This is a genomic window from Ignavibacteria bacterium, from assembly GCA_017302895.1.
In the GTDB taxonomy this organism is placed as follows: Bacteria; Bacteroidota; Ignavibacteria; order Ignavibacteriales; family Ignavibacteriaceae; genus UTCHB3.
Genome location: JAFLBV010000005.1, coordinates 51883 through 68616 on the forward strand (window position 1 = coordinate 51883; position 16734 = coordinate 68616).

15 protein-coding genes are annotated in these 16734 nt (G+C 42.2%); 9 read left to right on the forward strand and 6 right to left on the reverse strand.

The window, feature by feature from the left end; translation table 11 throughout:
• Positions 1–29 precede the first annotated feature (29 nt).
• From J0L60_15870 to tnpA, 8 genes are all read left to right on the forward strand, one after another.
• Positions 30–689 (forward strand): succinate dehydrogenase cytochrome b subunit, encoded by a 660-nt coding sequence (locus J0L60_15870; GenBank protein MBN8547607.1) that lies wholly within the window; start codon positions 30–32, stop codon positions 687–689.
• Positions 689–2602, forward strand: coding sequence for a fumarate reductase/succinate dehydrogenase flavoprotein subunit (locus tag J0L60_15875; protein ID MBN8547608.1), 1914 nt, complete (start codon positions 689–691; stop codon positions 2600–2602). The genes J0L60_15870 and J0L60_15875 overlap by 1 nt, the downstream gene beginning before the upstream one ends.
• A gap of 15 nt (positions 2603–2617) precedes the next feature.
• On the forward strand, positions 2618–3358 hold the full coding sequence (locus J0L60_15880; protein ID MBN8547609.1) for a succinate dehydrogenase/fumarate reductase iron-sulfur subunit: 741 nt from the start codon (positions 2618–2620) through the stop codon (positions 3356–3358).
• Between the two features lie 65 nt (positions 3359–3423).
• Entirely contained in the window at positions 3424–4755 is a 1332-nt protein-coding gene (locus J0L60_15885; protein MBN8547610.1) for a hypothetical protein, read from the forward strand.
• 3 nt (positions 4756–4758) lie between these two features.
• Positions 4759–5757: a GTPase ObgE gene (gene obgE, locus J0L60_15890; protein MBN8547611.1), complete on the forward strand. Its 999-nt coding sequence runs from the start codon at positions 4759–4761 to the stop codon at positions 5755–5757.
• 22 nt (positions 5758–5779) lie between these two features.
• Positions 5780–6628 carry a M48 family metalloprotease gene (locus J0L60_15895; protein ID MBN8547612.1) on the forward strand — a complete coding sequence of 283 codons (849 nt, stop codon included), beginning with the start codon at positions 5780–5782 and terminating at the stop codon, positions 6626–6628.
• A 9-nt stretch (positions 6629–6637) separates the two neighbouring features.
• Complete coding sequence (locus J0L60_15900) at positions 6638–8674, forward strand: S9 family peptidase (protein ID MBN8547613.1); 2037 nt, start codon at positions 6638–6640, stop codon at positions 8672–8674.
• Between the two features lie 308 nt (positions 8675–8982).
• A complete protein-coding gene (gene tnpA / locus J0L60_15905; protein MBN8547614.1) occupies positions 8983–9432 on the forward strand; it encodes an IS200/IS605 family transposase in 450 nt (149 codons plus the stop codon).
• Positions 9433–9900: 468 nt separating this feature from the next.
• Here the strand turns inward: tnpA and J0L60_15910 are convergent, their stop codons facing one another.
• From J0L60_15910 to queF, 6 genes are all read right to left on the reverse strand, one after another.
• Positions 9901–10407, reverse strand: a complete 507-nt coding sequence (locus J0L60_15910; GenBank protein ID MBN8547615.1) for a hypothetical protein — start codon at positions 10405–10407, stop codon at positions 9901–9903.
• 21 nt (positions 10408–10428) lie between these two features.
• Positions 10429–10971, reverse strand: coding sequence for an FMN-binding protein (locus tag J0L60_15915; GenBank protein ID MBN8547616.1), 543 nt, complete (start codon positions 10969–10971; stop codon positions 10429–10431).
• 1 nt (position 10972) lies between these two features.
• The gene (locus J0L60_15920; GenBank protein MBN8547617.1) at positions 10973–12046 is read right to left on the reverse strand and encodes a hypothetical protein; all 1074 of its coding nucleotides are present in this window, start codon (positions 12044–12046) and stop codon (positions 10973–10975) included.
• 140 nt (positions 12047–12186) lie between these two features.
• Positions 12187–13023, reverse strand: coding sequence for a glutamate racemase (locus J0L60_15925; GenBank protein ID MBN8547618.1), 837 nt, complete (start codon positions 13021–13023; stop codon positions 12187–12189).
• Between the two features lie 50 nt (positions 13024–13073).
• Positions 13074–15635: a [protein-PII] uridylyltransferase gene (gene glnD / locus J0L60_15930; GenBank protein MBN8547619.1), complete on the reverse strand. Its 2562-nt coding sequence runs from the start codon at positions 15633–15635 to the stop codon at positions 13074–13076.
• 6 nt (positions 15636–15641) lie between these two features.
• Complete coding sequence (queF, locus tag J0L60_15935; GenBank protein MBN8547620.1) at positions 15642–16007, reverse strand: NADPH-dependent 7-cyano-7-deazaguanine reductase QueF; 366 nt, start codon at positions 16005–16007, stop codon at positions 15642–15644.
• A 421-nt stretch (positions 16008–16428) separates the two neighbouring features.
• Here queF and J0L60_15940 point away from each other — a divergent pair.
• Positions 16429–16734: hypothetical protein (locus J0L60_15940; protein MBN8547621.1), on the forward strand; the 306-nt coding region annotated here is incomplete at its 3' end.

Here is a 16734-nt window from a genome sequence, read left to right on the forward strand (position 1 = left end):
TACATTTCAATTTTTCGGAGATCAATGTAATGGGATGGTTTTTGCGGTTTTTGAGCTCTTCGATTGGCCAGAAATTTGTATCCGGTCTAACGGGGCTCTTTTTAATTTCCTTCCTGCTGGTGCATCTCGCCGGTAATTTTCAACTTTTCAAGAATGATAACGGGGTTGCATTCAATGCTTACTCTGAATTCATGTCAACCAATCCAATTATCAGAACGCTCGAGATTGGTCTGGTTTTGGGATTCGTTTTCCACATGTTCATTGGTACCAAACTCTGGCTGAAAAACAAGGCTGCAAGACCAGTGGCTTACGCAGTCAGGGATGCAAATGCAAACAGTGCGTGGACTTCCCGTTCGATGTTTTTGAGTGGTTTGATTATAGTGGTTTTTCTTGTTATCCATCTGAGAAGTTTCTTTGTCGAGACCAGATTTCTTGGGCAGCATGATATGTATAAGCTGGTAGTTGAAGCTTTCAAACAACCAATTTATTCCGGATTTTATGTGTTTGCAATGGCCCTGCTGGGGTTACACCTCAACCACGGTTTTCAGAGTTCGTTTCAGACCTTCGGTCTTCTTGGGAAGAAATATTCTCCTGTGATAAAAGGGCTGGGTTTGGCTTTTGCGATCATTGTTCCCCTTCTATACGCTATCATTCCACTCTATTTTTTATTTAACCTGGGAGGTAAATAATGGCTTTAGATTCGAAGATCCCTTCCGGACCAATCGAGAAAAAGTGGTATAACCACAAATTCGACCTTAAACTTGTAAACCCTGCAAACAGAAGAAAATATCATGTTATAGTAGTCGGTACGGGTCTTGCTGGAGGTGCGGCTGCAGCTACTCTTGGTGAAATGGGATATGAAGTTTCGGCTTTTTGTTATCAGGACAGCGCCCGGAGAGCTCACAGTATTGCTGCTCAGGGTGGAATAAACGCTGCTAAAAATTACAGAAATGACGGCGATTCGATTTACAGACTTTTTTATGACACCGTAAAAGGTGGTGACTATCGTGCCCGTGAGGCAAATGTTTACCGTCTTGCAGAATTGAGCGTAAACATCATCGACCAGTGCGTGGCACAAGGTGTTCCATTCGCAAGAGAATATGGCGGATACCTTGATAACCGCTCATTTGGTGGAGCACAGGTTTCGAGAACATTTTATGCAAGAGGACAGACCGGTCAGCAGTTGTTGCTGGGTGCATACAGCGCACTTTCCCGCCAGGTTGGCCTCGGTCAGGTTAAGATGTATGAACGCCACGAAATGCTGGATGTCGTTATGATCGACGGGAAAGCCCGTGGAATTATAGCCCGTAACATGGTTACAGGTGAAATTGAGAAACATGCAGCAGATGCAGTGATTCTCGCAACGGGTGGATACGGTAATGTCTATTACCTTTCGACTAATGCCAAAGGTTGCAACACAAGTGCCATCTGGCGTGCTCACAAAAGAGGAGCCTTCTTCGGAAATCCCTGCTTTGTGCAGATACATCCGACTTGTATTCCTGTAAGCGGTGAACACCAGTCGAAACTTACTCTCATGTCAGAGAGTCTAAGGAATGACGGACGGGTGTGGGTTCCGCTGAAAAAAGGTGATACAAGAAAAGCTCAGGATATCCCCGAAGCAGAAAGGGATTACTATCTCGAACGCCGTTACCCTTCATTTGGTAACCTGGTTCCGAGAGATGTTGCCTCCCGTGCTGCCAAACAGGTATGTGATGAAGGCAGAGGAGTTGGTGCTTCCAAGATGGCGGTTTATCTCGATTTTGCAGATGCCATTAAAAGACAGGGCAAAGCCAAAATTGAGGAGAAATATGGCAATCTTTTCGACATGTACTATGAAATAACGGATGAAAATCCTTATGAAGTACCGATGAGAATCTATCCTGCAGTTCATTACACAATGGGTGGATTGTGGGTTGACTACAACCTTATGACCACAGTTCCCGGACTCTTTGCTGCAGGTGAAGCCAATTTCTCGGATCACGGTGCGAACAGGCTTGGTGCCTCTGCATTAATGCAGGGTCTTGCCGATGGCTATTTTGTACTTCCCTCTACTGTCGGCGGATATCTTGGCTCAAACACATTCCCGAAAGTTACTACAGATGCACCTGAATTTGAAGAAGCTGTGAAGAATGTCAAGTCAGGCATCGACAAACTTCTTTCAATAAAAGGTACAAACTCTGTTGACTATTACCACAAAAAACTCGGTAAGATAATGTGGGACAAAGTCGGTATGGGAAGAAACGAGACAGGACTGAAAGAGGCAATCTCAGAAATTCAAACGCTGAGAGAAGATTTCTGGAAAAATGTCAGAGTTCTCGGAGTAAATGAAGAGTTGAACCAGTCACTTGAAAAAGCGGGACGGGTTGCAGATTTCTTTGAACTCGCCGAACTTATGGCCAAAGATGCACTCAACCGTCGTGAATCGTGCGGTGGTCACTTCAGAGAGGAATCTCAGACAGAAGACAATGAAGCCAAAAGAGATGATGAAAACTTTAGTTTCGTATCAGCCTGGGAATACAAAGGTGCCGGAAAAGAACCTGAACTTCACAAAGAAGAGTTGACATTCGAATACTGCAAACCCAGCCAAAGAAGCTACAAATAGGAAGGAGATGTAAATATGAACTTTAAGTTGAAAATATGGCGTCAAAAGAATTCGAAAGATTCAGGCAGATTTGTTGATTATTCGGTAGCTAATATTTCTGAAGACACATCTTTCCTTGAGATGCTCGACATCCTGAACGAGGACCTTATCGCCAAAAATGAGGAACCTGTAGCATTCGATCACGACTGCCGTGAAGGTATTTGCGGGATGTGCAGCCTCCACATAAGTGGCAGACCGCACGGTCCGCGACAGAAAGTGACTGCGTGCCAGTTGTTTATGAGATCCTTCAAAGAAGGTGAGACCATTACTGTCGAGCCATGGCGTGCAAAACCGTTCCCTGTAATTAAGGATTGCATCACAGATCGTTCGGCTTTCGACAGAATAATGCAGTCGGGTGGTTTTATTTCTGCTAGCACGGGTTCTGCTCCCGATGGTAATGCAGTTCCGATTCCCAAAAAGGATGCTGAGCTTGCTATGGATGCTGCTGCCTGCATCGGATGCGGGGCATGTGTTGCCGCGTGTAAAAATGCCTCAGCCATGCTGTTTGTTGCAGCAAAAGTCTCACACCTCGGTCACCTTCCTCAAGGGAAAGTGGAAAGGAAAGAGAGAGTGCTCAACATGGTTGCTCAGATGGACAAAGAAGGTTTCGGATCATGTACAAATACTTACGCGTGCGAAGCTGAATGTCCAAAAGGTATCTCAGTAGCAAATATTGCATTCCTCAATCGTGAATACCTGAAAGCAGGTTTATCGTAAGCGGATATATATTTAATAACGGGCTGTCGGCGGTGATATTGCCCGACAGCCTTTTTTGTTAGAAAATGATGTTTAAAGAAAAAGCAGCAAAGTTACTAAAACTCAACAGCGAACTGATATCCGGTTCGCCGGTTAATGAATTTTTGATTGAAGAGCTTGAATCCATGGGTATTCATCCGGCATTCATCAAATATCTTTGGGCTGAAAGCATTTTGGAAGGTGAAAAAGGGGACGGCTTAAGAGTGTCAATTTCGAAGGAAGAATTGTTAGTCATTTTGAAAAAGGCTGCTGTCTTCAATTTAAATTTTCTTTTTAACCCCGTATTCCTTCTGAAGAAGCATATCTTTTCCTCTAAAGACGGTGTAAATCCGGGGCTCCTGACCGATCTTCGAAACAGAGTTTACTATTTTAGATATTATATTGATATCCTGGAGAAGCTGCAGAAGTCAGGTAAACTGGTTGAATCGGATTATGATGAGACGATGCAGAAGGTAAACAAAAAGCTCCTGGATGGTAATTTCAATTCCATTATCTCAGACGGTGTGGATGCCTTAAGTCACTTCTTCAATTATAAAGATGAGTTCCCTTCTCTCGATAAGGAATGTATGAAGCTCTTCCTCCTTTCAAGAGGATTGAATGATGCATACGAAAAGTTACTCCCTCATTATGAGAAGAAAGAATTATTAAGTGTCTGGAAAATAAAGGATGTTCTTACAGGGGATGAAACCTCAATTTTTGATACCCATCTTGAAATAACCAGAGAAATCAAACCACAGCGACCGGTTCTGGCACCACTTCCACAAGAGGAGTCTCCCGCTATCGCAAATCAGGGGACTCAGGAACCCGTTCCGGTGATCGAAAAAAAACAGGAAGACCGTCCTTCCATTGATTTTAAGAGGGAAGAGCAGGTAAGAAAAGCTCCGGAAACGATGTCTTCAAAAACAATTGAAGAAACTATTTCCGCTCCCAAAAAGAAAATTGAGTTCGAGGAGGTGGAAGAGCCCGGGGTGATTAAGCCAAGTGATGATGCAATGGAGATTATTTCAAAACTGCCATCGATAAATGATGAACCACAGGTTAGGATAATTGATGACGAACCTGTTCAACGATATGAATTCAGTTTCCCTCCCAGGGTGGATCCCGAAATTTCGAATGTGAAGGAGAAAAAGAATATTTTGTCGCTCCTTGATCAGGATGAAAGTTTGAAGATAATTCAGCATATCTTTGATGGTGATCATTCCGACTTTTTCAGCAGCATCGAGGCTCTTGAAAAATGTGCAGGTATAAGTGAGGCACGAAACCTTCTCTCAATCATTTTTGCGAATGCAGGATTGAGCGAAAAAAACAAGTATGCGCGTTTACTAACAGAAAAAACAGAAAGAAGTTTTACGGGTTAAAAAGTGTTTATAGATTTTGTAAGTATAGAAATTTCAGCAGGATCAGGCGGCGATGGTGCAGTAGCGTTCAGGAGAGAGAAGTTTGTTCCGAAAGGCGGACCGTCAGGCGGTGACGGAGGTGACGGGGGCTCGGTTTATATATATGCCGACCATAACCTTCACACTCTGCTTGACTTCAGATATAAAAAGAAATATGCGGCCGAAGACGGTAAACCGGGTGGAACCTCCCTTAAGGACGGGCGGAAAGGGGAAGACCTGATAATAAAGGTTCCGGTTGGTACCATTATTAAAGATGCCGACACAGGAAAAATTGTTCTTGATGTCAAAAAAGCAGGCGAAACCTACCTCATTGCAAAAGGGGGAAAGGGGGGCAAAGGAAATTCAAAGTTTGCTACAGCAGTAAACAGAACTCCCAGAACCGCCGAACCGGGAACACCCGGCAAAGGTTTTAAAGCCGATCTTGAACTGAAACTGCTCGCAGATGTCGGACTCGTCGGTTTCCCGAATGCAGGAAAATCCACTCTCATTTCAGTGATTTCCGAAGCCAAACCAAAAATTGCAAATTATCCGTTTACTACTCTTGAACCAAACCTCGGAATTGTCCGCGTGGGAGATTATGACTCTTTCACGATGGCGGATATCCCCGGTATAATTGAGGGAGCCAGCGAAGGGAAAGGGTTGGGAATCCAGTTTCTAAAACACATCGAAAGAACAGGTATTCTTCTTTTTCTCCTCGACATTACATCAGATGACTACAATCGCGATCTGGCTACACTTCTGAATGAGATGAAAAAATTCAGTCCAACTCTTGCAAAAAAGAAGAAAATTCTTGCTCTGACAAAAGCGGATCTGTTGGATGAGGAAAGTGTCTTAGCACTTCAAAAAGTAAAAATAAAAGGCTATCGGGGAAAACCGATGATTATCTCTTCTGCATCCCGTTTGAATATCGACCTGCTCGTTAAGAGACTCTGGGATGAAATGCAGAAAAAGGAAAGCAAATAAACAAACCTAATCGAGGTATAATATGAGAATCCATAAGTATAGTGCGGTTGTCCTATCAGTCGCATTTACATTCTTCATTTCAGCCTGTTCCAGCCTTGGACTGAATATATTTTCAGACGCTGATGAAGTATCACTGGGGTCCAATGTCGCTGCAGAAATAGCAGCAGACCCGAAGGAATACCCCATATTCAGGGGTGATCCTGCAGTAAAGCAATATTTGAACGACAGGATTTTTTATCATCTTCTTCAATCAAATTCGATTACCAAAAAAAATGTTTACACCTATCAGTTGGAAATTATCGACAGACCCGATGTTCTAAACGCATTCGCCCTTCCGGGTGGAAGAGTTTATGTTTATACAGGACTCTTGAAGTATCTTGATTCTGAAGCTGCACTCGCCGGTGTTCTTGGACACGAAATCGCACACGCCGAACGGAGGCACGCAACCCAGAGAATGACCGCACAGTATGGCACATCAATGTTGATCGGCCTTGTTTTGGGTCAGAATCCCAACAAGTATGTGGAAATTGCAGCAAATCTTTTTGCCGGTTTATCTTTGCTCTCCAACAGCCGTTCGAATGAGGATGAAAGTGACAAGTATTCAATCGAATACCTGAAAGACACCCGCTATTATCCCGGTGGGGTGAAATTCTTTTTCGAAAAGATGAGAGATGACGGAAAAGTCAGTTCCAAAAGTGGCGGACTTGAGACATTTCTTTCCACCCATCCCGATCCGATTGCAAGAATTTCAAGTACAGATCAGCGACTTAAAGAAAAAGGTATGGCAGTATTTTCCTACACAAACTACGCCGGACAAGGTGTATTCAGAGAAGAGTACAAAAGAAACATTATCGATAAATTGCCAAAATAGAGAAAATTCATGAGAATCTTTGCAACCATCATTTTTGCCGTTTTATTCGTTTTTTCCGCTGTTCCACAGGATAAAAAACCACTGACAGCCGAAGATATCTGGAAAATGAAACGAATCGGAAGTTTTGTTGTAAATCCTGCAAAAACCGAAGCGTTATTTTCAGTAACCACTTACGACGCATCCAAAAATGAATCCGAAAGCGACCTTTTTCTGCTTGATCTAAAGACTTCCGAATACAGAAAGTTTACTTCAAGCAAGGGGGGTGAATCATCACCTGTATGGTCACCCGACGGGAAAAAGATCGCTTTCGTTGCAAAGAGAGAAGGTGATGAGCGGGGACAAATCTATATCATCTCCCGTGAGGGTGGGGAAGCAGTTCGCCTTACCGAAATGCCACTCGGCGCCACCTCGATAAAGTGGTTCCCCGATGGGAAGAAAATCGCCTTTGCTGCAAATACATATCCTGAAGCTCAGGGAAATCTTGATACTCTGAAAAAGCTTATTAAGGCCAAAAAAGAGAACAAGGTTACCGCAAAAGTCACCGAAGACAGATATTATCGCTACTGGGACAGTTGGCTGACTGACGGATTTGTTACGCATCTTTATGCAGTAGATGTTGCAACCGGAAAAGTGACCGATCTTACCCCTGCAAACGAAGCAATACTCTCAGCAGGGGGAAGTGGTGCGGATTACGACATTTCACCTGACGGTGGGCAGATCGTACTTTCGGCAAATGTAACACCAAAACCATATTTTAAAGAATTGAATTTCGACCTCTTCCTCCTTAAAACTGATGGCAGTGGTAAAATGGAAAACATCACCGTCAGCAATTTGGCAGGTGATGGAAGTGCCCGCTTTTCACCGTGTGGCAATTTTATTTACTACCTTAAAACACTCGATGTGAATAAACTCGCGGAGAACAACAAACTCTCAAGATTCGAACTTTCCTCTAAGAAGGATACACTTCTTACTGCAAAAATTGATCTTTCAATTGGTGAATTTGAATTTGATGCAAAAACAGGCACCATTTATTTTGCATGTGATTATAAAGGACGGACAGGAATTTTTAAAATCAATCCTGATGGTGGAGATTTACAAAATGTTTTCGCGGACGGTACTAACAGCAGCGTCGATCCCGATAGCAATATGGTCTGGTTTCTGAATCAGAACAATACTACTCCCCAAAGAATTGTGTCTTATGATCAGTCTTCCAAAAAGCTCAACAAAATTGTCGATCTGAACGAAGAGCTGACAGCAAAAATCCAATTCGGGAAATTTGAAGAGCATTATTATATCGGTGCAGACAAAGATTCTGTGCAGCTTTTCCTCCTTTATCCCCCAAACTTTGATAAGACAAAAAAATATCCCCTTATTCACCTCATTCATGGTGGTCCACACGGAGCATTTAGCGATGATTTCCATTACAGATGGAATTCACAGGTTTTTGCTGCTATGGGGTATGTGGTTGCGATGGTTAATTTCCACGGGAGCACAGGATTCGGAGAGAAATTCGCTGAATCAATCGTGGGAGCCCACGGTGACAAACCATATACCGACATAATGAATGCCAATGAATTTCTTTTCGACAAGTTCGATTTTATTGATGAAAACAAGGTCGGAGCTGCCGGTGGGAGTTACGGAGGATATCTTGTGAATTACATCTCCGGACAGACGAATAAATTTTCGGCTCTCGTTTCTCATGCCGGTGTTTACAATTATTACGGGCAGTTTGCCTCGGATATGACTCACTTCCGTGAACTTGCTTACGGCGGTGCTCCCTGGTACAATCAGGAACAGGTTCTTAAGTACAGCCCGTCATCATATGCAAACAAGATGATTACACCAATGTTGGTCATTCACGGCGAAAAGGATTATCGTGTAGTTGTCACACAGGGACTTGAGTTATACGGTGTCCTTAAAGGGAAGGGTGTTCCTGCCCGTCTCGTCTATTTCCCCGACGAAAACCATTGGGTGATGCAGGCGCAAAATTCTATCTTCTGGTACAAGGAAGTAAAAGACTGGTTCGACAGATTCTTGAAATTATAACTGATTAATAATTGGCCCCGCCCGGGGTCAAGTATGGGTAGAGAAATCGACAAACAATTGAAAAATTGGCCCCGCCCGGGGTCAAGTATGGGTAGAGAAATCGACAAACAATTGAAAAATTGGCCCCGCAAGGGGTCTTGTCTGGGTAGTAACGAATTCATAAATTGGGTTGGCCCCGTCAGGGGTCTTGTATGGGTAGAGAAATCGGCGAACAATTGAAAAATTGGCCCCGTCCGGGGTCAAGTATGGGTAGCAATCGGCGAACAATTGAAAAATTGGCCCCGTAAGGGGTCAAGTATGGGTAGATTATGTCATATTCAACATTCACACAAATATATTTACACATAGTTTTTGCAGTTAAATCAAGAGAAAAAGTTCTCAAATCAACATTTCGTCAAGAAGTGTTAAAATTCATTACCACAATGATTCAAGATCGCAAGCACAAAGTGCGTGAAATCAACGGTGTCGAAGATCATATACATATCCTCATCGGGTATAATCCCAATCAATCTCTTCCCGACTTGATCCGCGACATCAAATCAGAATCATCAAAATTTATAAACGAAAAGCGATTTATTCGCGGGCATTTTAGTTGGCAAGAGGGTTACGGTGCTTTTTCCATTGGGAAAACGGAGTTGGATAGAATTCATACATATATCCGTAATCAGGAAGTGCATCATTTGGAAGAAAGCTCTATTTCCGAGATTAGGCGCTTTCTCGCATCTTACGGGCATGAAAACCCGGAAAATTATAAATAATCCACCCATGCACGACCTCTACCCCTACATGACCCCTTTCGGGGCCGACACAATTATTGATTTTGTTTCTACCCCTACATGACTCTACCCATACTAGACCCCTTTCGGGGTCAATTTTTCAATTCTTCGCCGCTTTTTACCCATACGCGACCCCAAGCGGGGCCGTCTTTATAAATGGAATTTATGATGCAGCTACCCCTACATGACCCCTTTCGGGGCCGACACAATTATTGATTTCGTTTCTACCCCTACATGACCCCTTTCGGGGCCGACACAATTATTGATTTCGTTTCTACCCCTACATGACCCCTTTTGGGGCCGACACAATTATTGATTTCGTTTCTACCCATACACGACTCTACCCATACTAGACCCCTTGCGGGGTAAATTTTTCAATTCTTCGCCACTTTTTACCCATACACGACCCCATTCGGGGCCGACTTTATATATGGAATTCGATGGTGTCGTTTAATGTGGTGATTTTTTAATCAGAAGTTCGTATAATACGACTGATACCATAATAAGGAATGAAATGTAGATAAGGGTGGATGAGATTGCGGTAAGGTAGATGAAGTTTGGGTGAACAAATCTTACCAGCCAGATGCCTCCGAATGTAAAGAGGGTTGAGAAGAGTGGTTCGATCATGAAGAAACCTTTCCAGAAACCTGATATGGTTGAATTAAACCAAAAGATTCCACCGAGTGCGAGAAAGATAAATGCAAAGCCAAAGAGATGATTGTGCGTCGTAATCAGGAGCTCTGAAACCGGTTTTTCATATTTTTCTGGAATATCAAACTCATCGGTTTTGCCGGACTCCGAGCCGTTAAAATGTTCGACTGCCTTGTCGGGTTGGTAACTTGTATTGTGATAAAGAAATATCAGACCCGTTGCCACTGCGGCTGAAAGCAGAATCGTAAAAGCTGCCAGGAAGATTTTGATGTTTTTTGGCAGCAAATGAAGTTTGATGTTTAATATTGAATCCAAATTATTCCCTCTCTAAAATATTTCGTGAAACAGAACTGCGAGTTTTTTAATGCCTTTTGAGACTGAATTGGCAGAAATTGTAGCTCCTGAAATTGAGTCTATTGCCTTCCCGACAGTATAATCTGAATCTTTATTTTTCCCTTTGAATTGTTTGTTCCAGCCTTTGTCAGCAACCTCTCCACCGTACTGTTCCCTGTATTTTACGATGTGGGAGGAGCGAATATTTCCTTTCGTATCAAACAACACAAGAAATGTGATCGGCATTGCTTTGCCGTACACATTGTCGAGGAGTCCGTACGAGGTGACTTTCCCTTTGTTGGAGATTGTATAGATGTATATAAAGTCATTTGCGAATTTTTGCTTTGCGGCAGATTCCGCATTCTTTTTTGCTTTAGCGGGGATGGTATATTTCTCCTGTTTGATGGAGACACCTTTCCCCATTTCAGAGCGGATTATTGACTCTGTCAGTTCTTTTATCTCCTGCCCGCGGGTTTGATTCCACAGGCAGGAAATGGCAATAAAAAATGTAAGTGTGATTATTTTTTTAGTGGTCATATCAGAACATGTATCCGACGCCGAGATTGAATGACTTTGTTTCTTCATCATTCGATTTTCTCTTTTTGGAACTGAAATCGACTTTAAGTACGATGTTATCAAGCGGAAGGATATTTAATCCGAACATGAATTGAGTATAAGCGAAATCATCCGGTTTCAGGTTTGTATTTCTAACCGATGATGCGGTGTTGTAGAAAGAATATCTTACAAACGGGATTATTTGCCATTCAGATTTAATGAATCTGTTGATGTCGTAACCAAGGTCGAAGTAGTAACCTGTGGAAGTTTCAACCGATCCTCTGTTGTAGTTGATCATTGCTCCCTCTGCTGTTGCAATGAGGCCGTCTTTGCTGTACTTTGCATGGAGCTCAACAAGATTAAATTCAATGGTGGAGGAATCACCTCTGGCTTTGTTGTAAGTTGCTGAAGCTCCTGCTTTGAAAGCTGAAGAGATGTTATAGTCGAGTCGAAGTGTGTACATGAGATCGGTTGCATCTGCAAGATAACCTTTTCTTCTTCCGCTTCGAAGGGCCGATGCAGGTGAAAACTTCTCGCTGTTCAATCCTTCCATAATGTTGAAGGTATATTCCAAACCTTTGTAACTTCCGAAAACTGAAGCACCGTTCCCATACCATGTGGTAGGGATGATGGCATTGTGGTAGTCAGGTCTTTCAACTCCAAAGAAGGTCGGAGGCTCATGAATTTCGTTGATTATTCCTACAGGAGCAAGAACGACACCGGCTCTGAATCCGAGATAGTTGTAAGGAAGATAGCTGACATACGCCTGCTCAAGTTCCACTTCGCCATTTCCACCGCTAACGAAGTTGTGCTCCAGTTCGAGTTCGGCTTTGAATGACCATTTTTCTGAAAATGAGTGACTGAAGAAGAGGACGAATCTGTGAAAATCGAGTTTCTTTTCAGCTTTTTTTGTATCGAATGTATTATTGTTATAATGCAGTTCTCCATATCCACCGACACTGGTCTTTGGGGTAAAAAAATCATCCTGGGCGAACAGGCTTGTTGTCATGAGTATAACAAGGATAAGGAGGGGTTTAAATTTATTGGCATAGTACATAAGAGGCTAACTTTCATTGTTTAATGTTTGTATTAAGATTAAGTCTAAATAACAATAGCAAATATAAGAAAGCGTTTGATTCTGTGCAATATATATTAAAGGAAGTATAAGATTATTTTTACAATTGTAAAAGAACGGGGCTATTTTTTAATCGAAAAGAGGGAGGAAATATAGTCGGTCTCCACTTTATGGATATTTGTTATCTCTTTTCCAAGGAAAAGGGAAGCGACAAACCGGAAGGTTGTGGGTACATCACTCACATAATAAATATGTGAACCATGAGAGTTTGAGTCGTTAAGAATCTCCCGTTCGGTGAGTTCCTTCACAACAGAATAGGAAGCGGCAATACCGGAATCGACAAGTTTTATCGAGGGTCCCACTTCCCTCTGAATGACCTCGCGAAGTATTGGATAATGTGTGCAACCCAGAATGAGTGTATCAATTCCTGCAGTTTTTAGAGGAGCGAGATATTCGGCAGCCACTGCCTGAGTTGCCGGATGATCAACCCATCCCTCTTCTGCGAACGGGACAAAAAGCGGACAGGCTGTTTCGAATACTTCAACATTCGGGCTGAGTTCTTTAATCTTTTGCGAGTATGCATTATTGTTGATTGTGGCACGGGTACCGATAACACCGATTTTGTTGTTGGAGGTGTAGCCGAGTCCATACTTTGAACCGGGCTCAATCATTCCAATTACGGGAACATTAAATTTGTTCCTGAGGCTCTCCAAGGCAACTGAAGAAGCTGTGTTGCAGGCTACAACGATGGCTTTAACACCGAATTCCATCAAAAATGCTGCATTTTGAATTGAGTATTCAATAACAGTATCGTTTGACTTTGAACCGTAAGGAACCCTCGCGGTATCGCCAAAATAAACGATATTTTCATTTGGAAGGGCATCGATAAGGTGCTTTACAACGGTGAGTCCGCCTATACCTGAATCGAAAACGCCAATTGGAGCCGATCTGTCTTTCATAAAATCCAAAATGTTGAACTCAAAAATAAGAAAAAGATATGATCAGAGTCTCAGAGAATCTCTTCAATGCAATTTTTAAGTTCTTCTGTAATTACAGGATAAAAATTGCGCGAGACTTTTTTCTTGCGGGAATCGAGTACATAAAACGAATCCACAATGTCACTTCCCATTGTCAGGATTTTGGCAAAGTAGATGTTAAGACCCAAATCATGCAGTTTTGAGGTAACTTTAAAGAGGAATCCGATTCTGTCGGGGGAATGAATATCTATAATTGTATATTTTTTTGATTCTTCAAACCTGATGGAGACTTTTCCTTGTTTCTTGAAGAACTTGCTCTCGAGCCGCCACCATTTCGATTTATGTTTTTTCAGTTCTGTGGAAAGCTGGAGCATCCCTTTCTCCATTTTCACAAAGTCAGCTTCAATTTTGGAGAATTTAAGCTCATCCACATTGGAACCGGTTCTGAAATCGGATACATTAAAACTGTCGATGATGATCCGGTCTTTCCTTGTGAAAATCTTTGCATCATGAATATTTACATCATTTATGAGAAAGACACCGCAAAGTTTTGCGAGAAGGGATTCCGCATCGAAAGTAATCACTGTTACATTGGTAAAGTTTCCCACTTGTTTGAACATAACAGAAATTGGAGAGCCCGAAACTATCTCTTCGATATGTCGTGCCATTTCCTCTTCAGAAAAGTAATTTGCGTAGGCAAGGTCTTCAAACGAATCGATATGCGACTTCACATGTGCATGGGAAATATTATTTGAGTGCTCAAGTATTTTTTCTGCTGCCGGGAAAGTTGACTGATAAAGAAGTTCCTCGGCGGGAAGTTCCTCTTTTATCATTTCCGAAGATTTACGGTAGAGTTCGTTTAGCAGGTCGTTTTTCCATGATGTCCACAGGGCACTGTTAACAGCAGAAAGGTCTGAATAAGTGAGGAGATAAAGCATGTCAAGCTCTTCAGCAGAACCGATATTTGATACGAACTGGTTAAGCGTCTCAGGGGAGTTCAGGTCTCTTCTGAAAGCGGTATGTGCCATCAAAAGATGATTTTTAACCAGGAACTTCACCATTTCAATTTCTTTTTCCTTGTAACCGAGGCTTTGCATAAAGGAGTCTGCTATTTCAGCCCCGAGGAGATGATGCCCTTCTAGGTTAATTGGTTTGGCAATATCGTGAAATAAGATCGCCAGATACAAAATATCTCTTCGTGCGATTGTATTAAAGAGTCTTCCCAGAACCGATTTTTCGTGCTGTACTTTCTCGACATTCATTATAGCGATAATTGTGTGCTCATCGGCTGTGTAACTGTGATACACGCCATGCTGGATAAATCCTGACAGATCAACAAATTCGGGGATCAGAGCACCAAGCACTCCAAGTTCATGCATTGAAGCGAGAGTTGCACCGACATTGTCCTTTTGCTGCAGGATTTTCTTAAAATAGTTTGTCGCCTGTGGAGTGCGTTCAATGGTTGTGTTGTCGAGGCTGTTAACAATTTGCGACCTCAATTTTTCATCGAAGAGAGCAGCCTGGTCAACCTTTAGATAAAAGGCTTTAATGATTTGATCAGTATTTAAATAACCCTCATCGGAAGAATAAAGAGTGTCACCCAAAATATAAAAATCGTCATCGAGTCTGATTGCAAGGGAAGATGAGGGAAGCGGGAAGAGGATTTTTCGGTACCGTTTGATAAATGATTTCAAGAATCTGTTTACAATCCCCGTGGCATTGTAATATTCCTTCATCAGCTCCTTGTAACCGCCACTAAATCCCATTGCGTCTGCCACGGTAATCTGTGCTTCAAAATCGAGTCTGTCTGCCTTCCTTCCAGCGGAGAGGTGGAGGATATTCCTGACTGTAATCAGAAATTTGTAACTTTTTATGAGCCTCGCAATTTCATTGACCGGAAAAGGTTTTTCCTCAAAGATTGTATTGATAAAAAGTTCAGACTGAGATAATCCCTCTGTTTGCCCGAAAGTTCTGGCATGAGAGAAGATATATATCCATTGAAGAAGTTGAAAATCCCTTAATCCACCGTTGGAAAGTTTTACATTCGGTTCGATCATTTTGCTGGAGAGACCATGCTTGTTGTAACGATTGGTCATATCCTCCACAAATTCCTTAAAGAGATTTTGCTTCAATTCGGGAGTAAAAATCTCTTCCAGGGTTGACAACCAGGTCTGATAGACAGCTCTGTTTCCGCAAATGAAGGAAGTTTCGAGAAGGGAAGTGAAGATATGCAGATCTGTTGTGGAATATTTGCCGATATCATCAAGTTCTCTTACTGTATGCGAAATCTCCAGACCAGAATCCCACATCAGAGTGACAAATTTGGAAATTTGTTCCGAATCCCTTTTGGAATCAGAGGAGATGATCGTTATATCGATATCAGAGTAAGGAGCGAGTTCTCTTCTTGAGAGGGAACCTCCGGAAACCACAGCAAAACTAAAATCCTCCTGACCGGCGACACGACGAATGAGACTTTCAACTTCGAGGCTGAAACGGTAGGAACAGCCCAGTCCATTTTTAATAACTTCGTCGCCTGTGAAGAAATTTTTAATCAGGTCCTTCAGATTATATTTTGCGGGGTCTCCGGAATCCATAAATTTTTATCCCTTGAAGTCTTCCGCTTTATGCTCAACTTCTATAACGGATGAAACCCCGCCTCTCACCGAAAAATTGGCAGTAAGTTTGAAGTATCTTGGCTGAAGCACACCAATCAGGTCGTCAGCAATTCTGTTGGTCACATTCTCGTAGAAAATGCCATCGTTTCTGAACGACTGGAGGTAAAGTTTCAAGGATTTCAATTCCACGCACGATTTTTCGGGAATATATTCAAACTGCATGGTTGCAAAATCGGGATGTCCCGTTTTTGGACAGACAGAAGTAAATTCATGTGCGGTATGGATAATTCTGTAGTTTCTGTGAGAATTACTATTTTCAAATATTTCGAGTATTTTGACTTTTTCGTCCACTAACAAGCCTTTCTTTTCTTTTTCTAACAACTATTGCGTTAAATTAATTCAAAAACCAAACTTTAAATTTAAACTCTTTAGCGGATACGGCAAATTGTGGGGGTAAGTCAGAACCTCAGAACTTCAGAGCTTCAGAACTTCGGAGATTCTGAGGTTCCGGAGTTCCGAGGTACTTCGAGCCATTTTGTTTTAAAGACTAATATTATTATTTTGAATATTCAAAATAGAATCATAAAACAAATCGGAACAATTCATCGGACAGATAAATGAGAAATGGAGTCATACAGAACTTCAGAGTTTCAGAGCCTCAGAACTTCGGAGTTACTGAGTTACCGGGATTCAACAACTATCAAAACTAAAAGAAGACGGATCAATGACCTGTAGATACAGTTTATTAAGTTGTGTTATTTTTACGATCGTTTTGGTACAAACCATAAAATCACAGGTACCAAACGGGATACTTTTCGGGAAAAATCTTGCACAAAACAGCTTTTGGAATATATCTGAACCCGATGAAAGACAAATTGACTGGGAGAAATTACTCTCTCACGGTATCCATAATGTTTGGGAGGCAGAAGGAGGCAGTGGTGGTATGTATCTCGGCACTGTCAGAATGAACCGTGACTCCAATTACACAACTGTCATAAGCGATCAATTGGGGAGTTATGTCAAAACCAAATTATCTGAAAGGTGGCTGACAGACACAACCTGCACCAAAACCCGCCAG

Coding starts and splice junctions, on each gene's coding strand:
- J0L60_15870 (MBN8547607.1), top strand. CDS start 30: ATGGGATGGTTTTTGCGGTTTTTGAGCTCTTCGATTGGCCAGAAATTT.
- J0L60_15875 (MBN8547608.1), top strand. CDS start 689: ATGGCTTTAGATTCGAAGATCCCTTCCGGACCAATCGAGAAAAAGTGG.
- J0L60_15880 (MBN8547609.1), top strand. CDS start 2,618: ATGAACTTTAAGTTGAAAATATGGCGTCAAAAGAATTCGAAAGATTCA.
- J0L60_15885 (MBN8547610.1), top strand. CDS start 3,424: ATGATGTTTAAAGAAAAAGCAGCAAAGTTACTAAAACTCAACAGCGAA.
- J0L60_15895 (MBN8547612.1), top strand. CDS start 5,780: ATGAGAATCCATAAGTATAGTGCGGTTGTCCTATCAGTCGCATTTACA.
- J0L60_15900 (MBN8547613.1), top strand. CDS start 6,638: ATGAGAATCTTTGCAACCATCATTTTTGCCGTTTTATTCGTTTTTTCC.
- tnpA (MBN8547614.1), top strand. CDS start 8,983: ATGTCATATTCAACATTCACACAAATATATTTACACATAGTTTTTGCA.
- J0L60_15915 (MBN8547616.1), bottom strand. CDS start 10,971: ATGACCACTAAAAAAATAATCACACTTACATTTTTTATTGCCATTTCC.
- J0L60_15920 (MBN8547617.1), bottom strand. CDS start 12,046: ATGTACTATGCCAATAAATTTAAACCCCTCCTTATCCTTGTTATACTC.
- J0L60_15925 (MBN8547618.1), bottom strand. CDS start 13,023: ATGAAAGACAGATCGGCTCCAATTGGCGTTTTCGATTCAGGTATAGGC.
- glnD (MBN8547619.1), bottom strand. CDS start 15,635: ATGGATTCCGGAGACCCCGCAAAATATAATCTGAAGGACCTGATTAAA.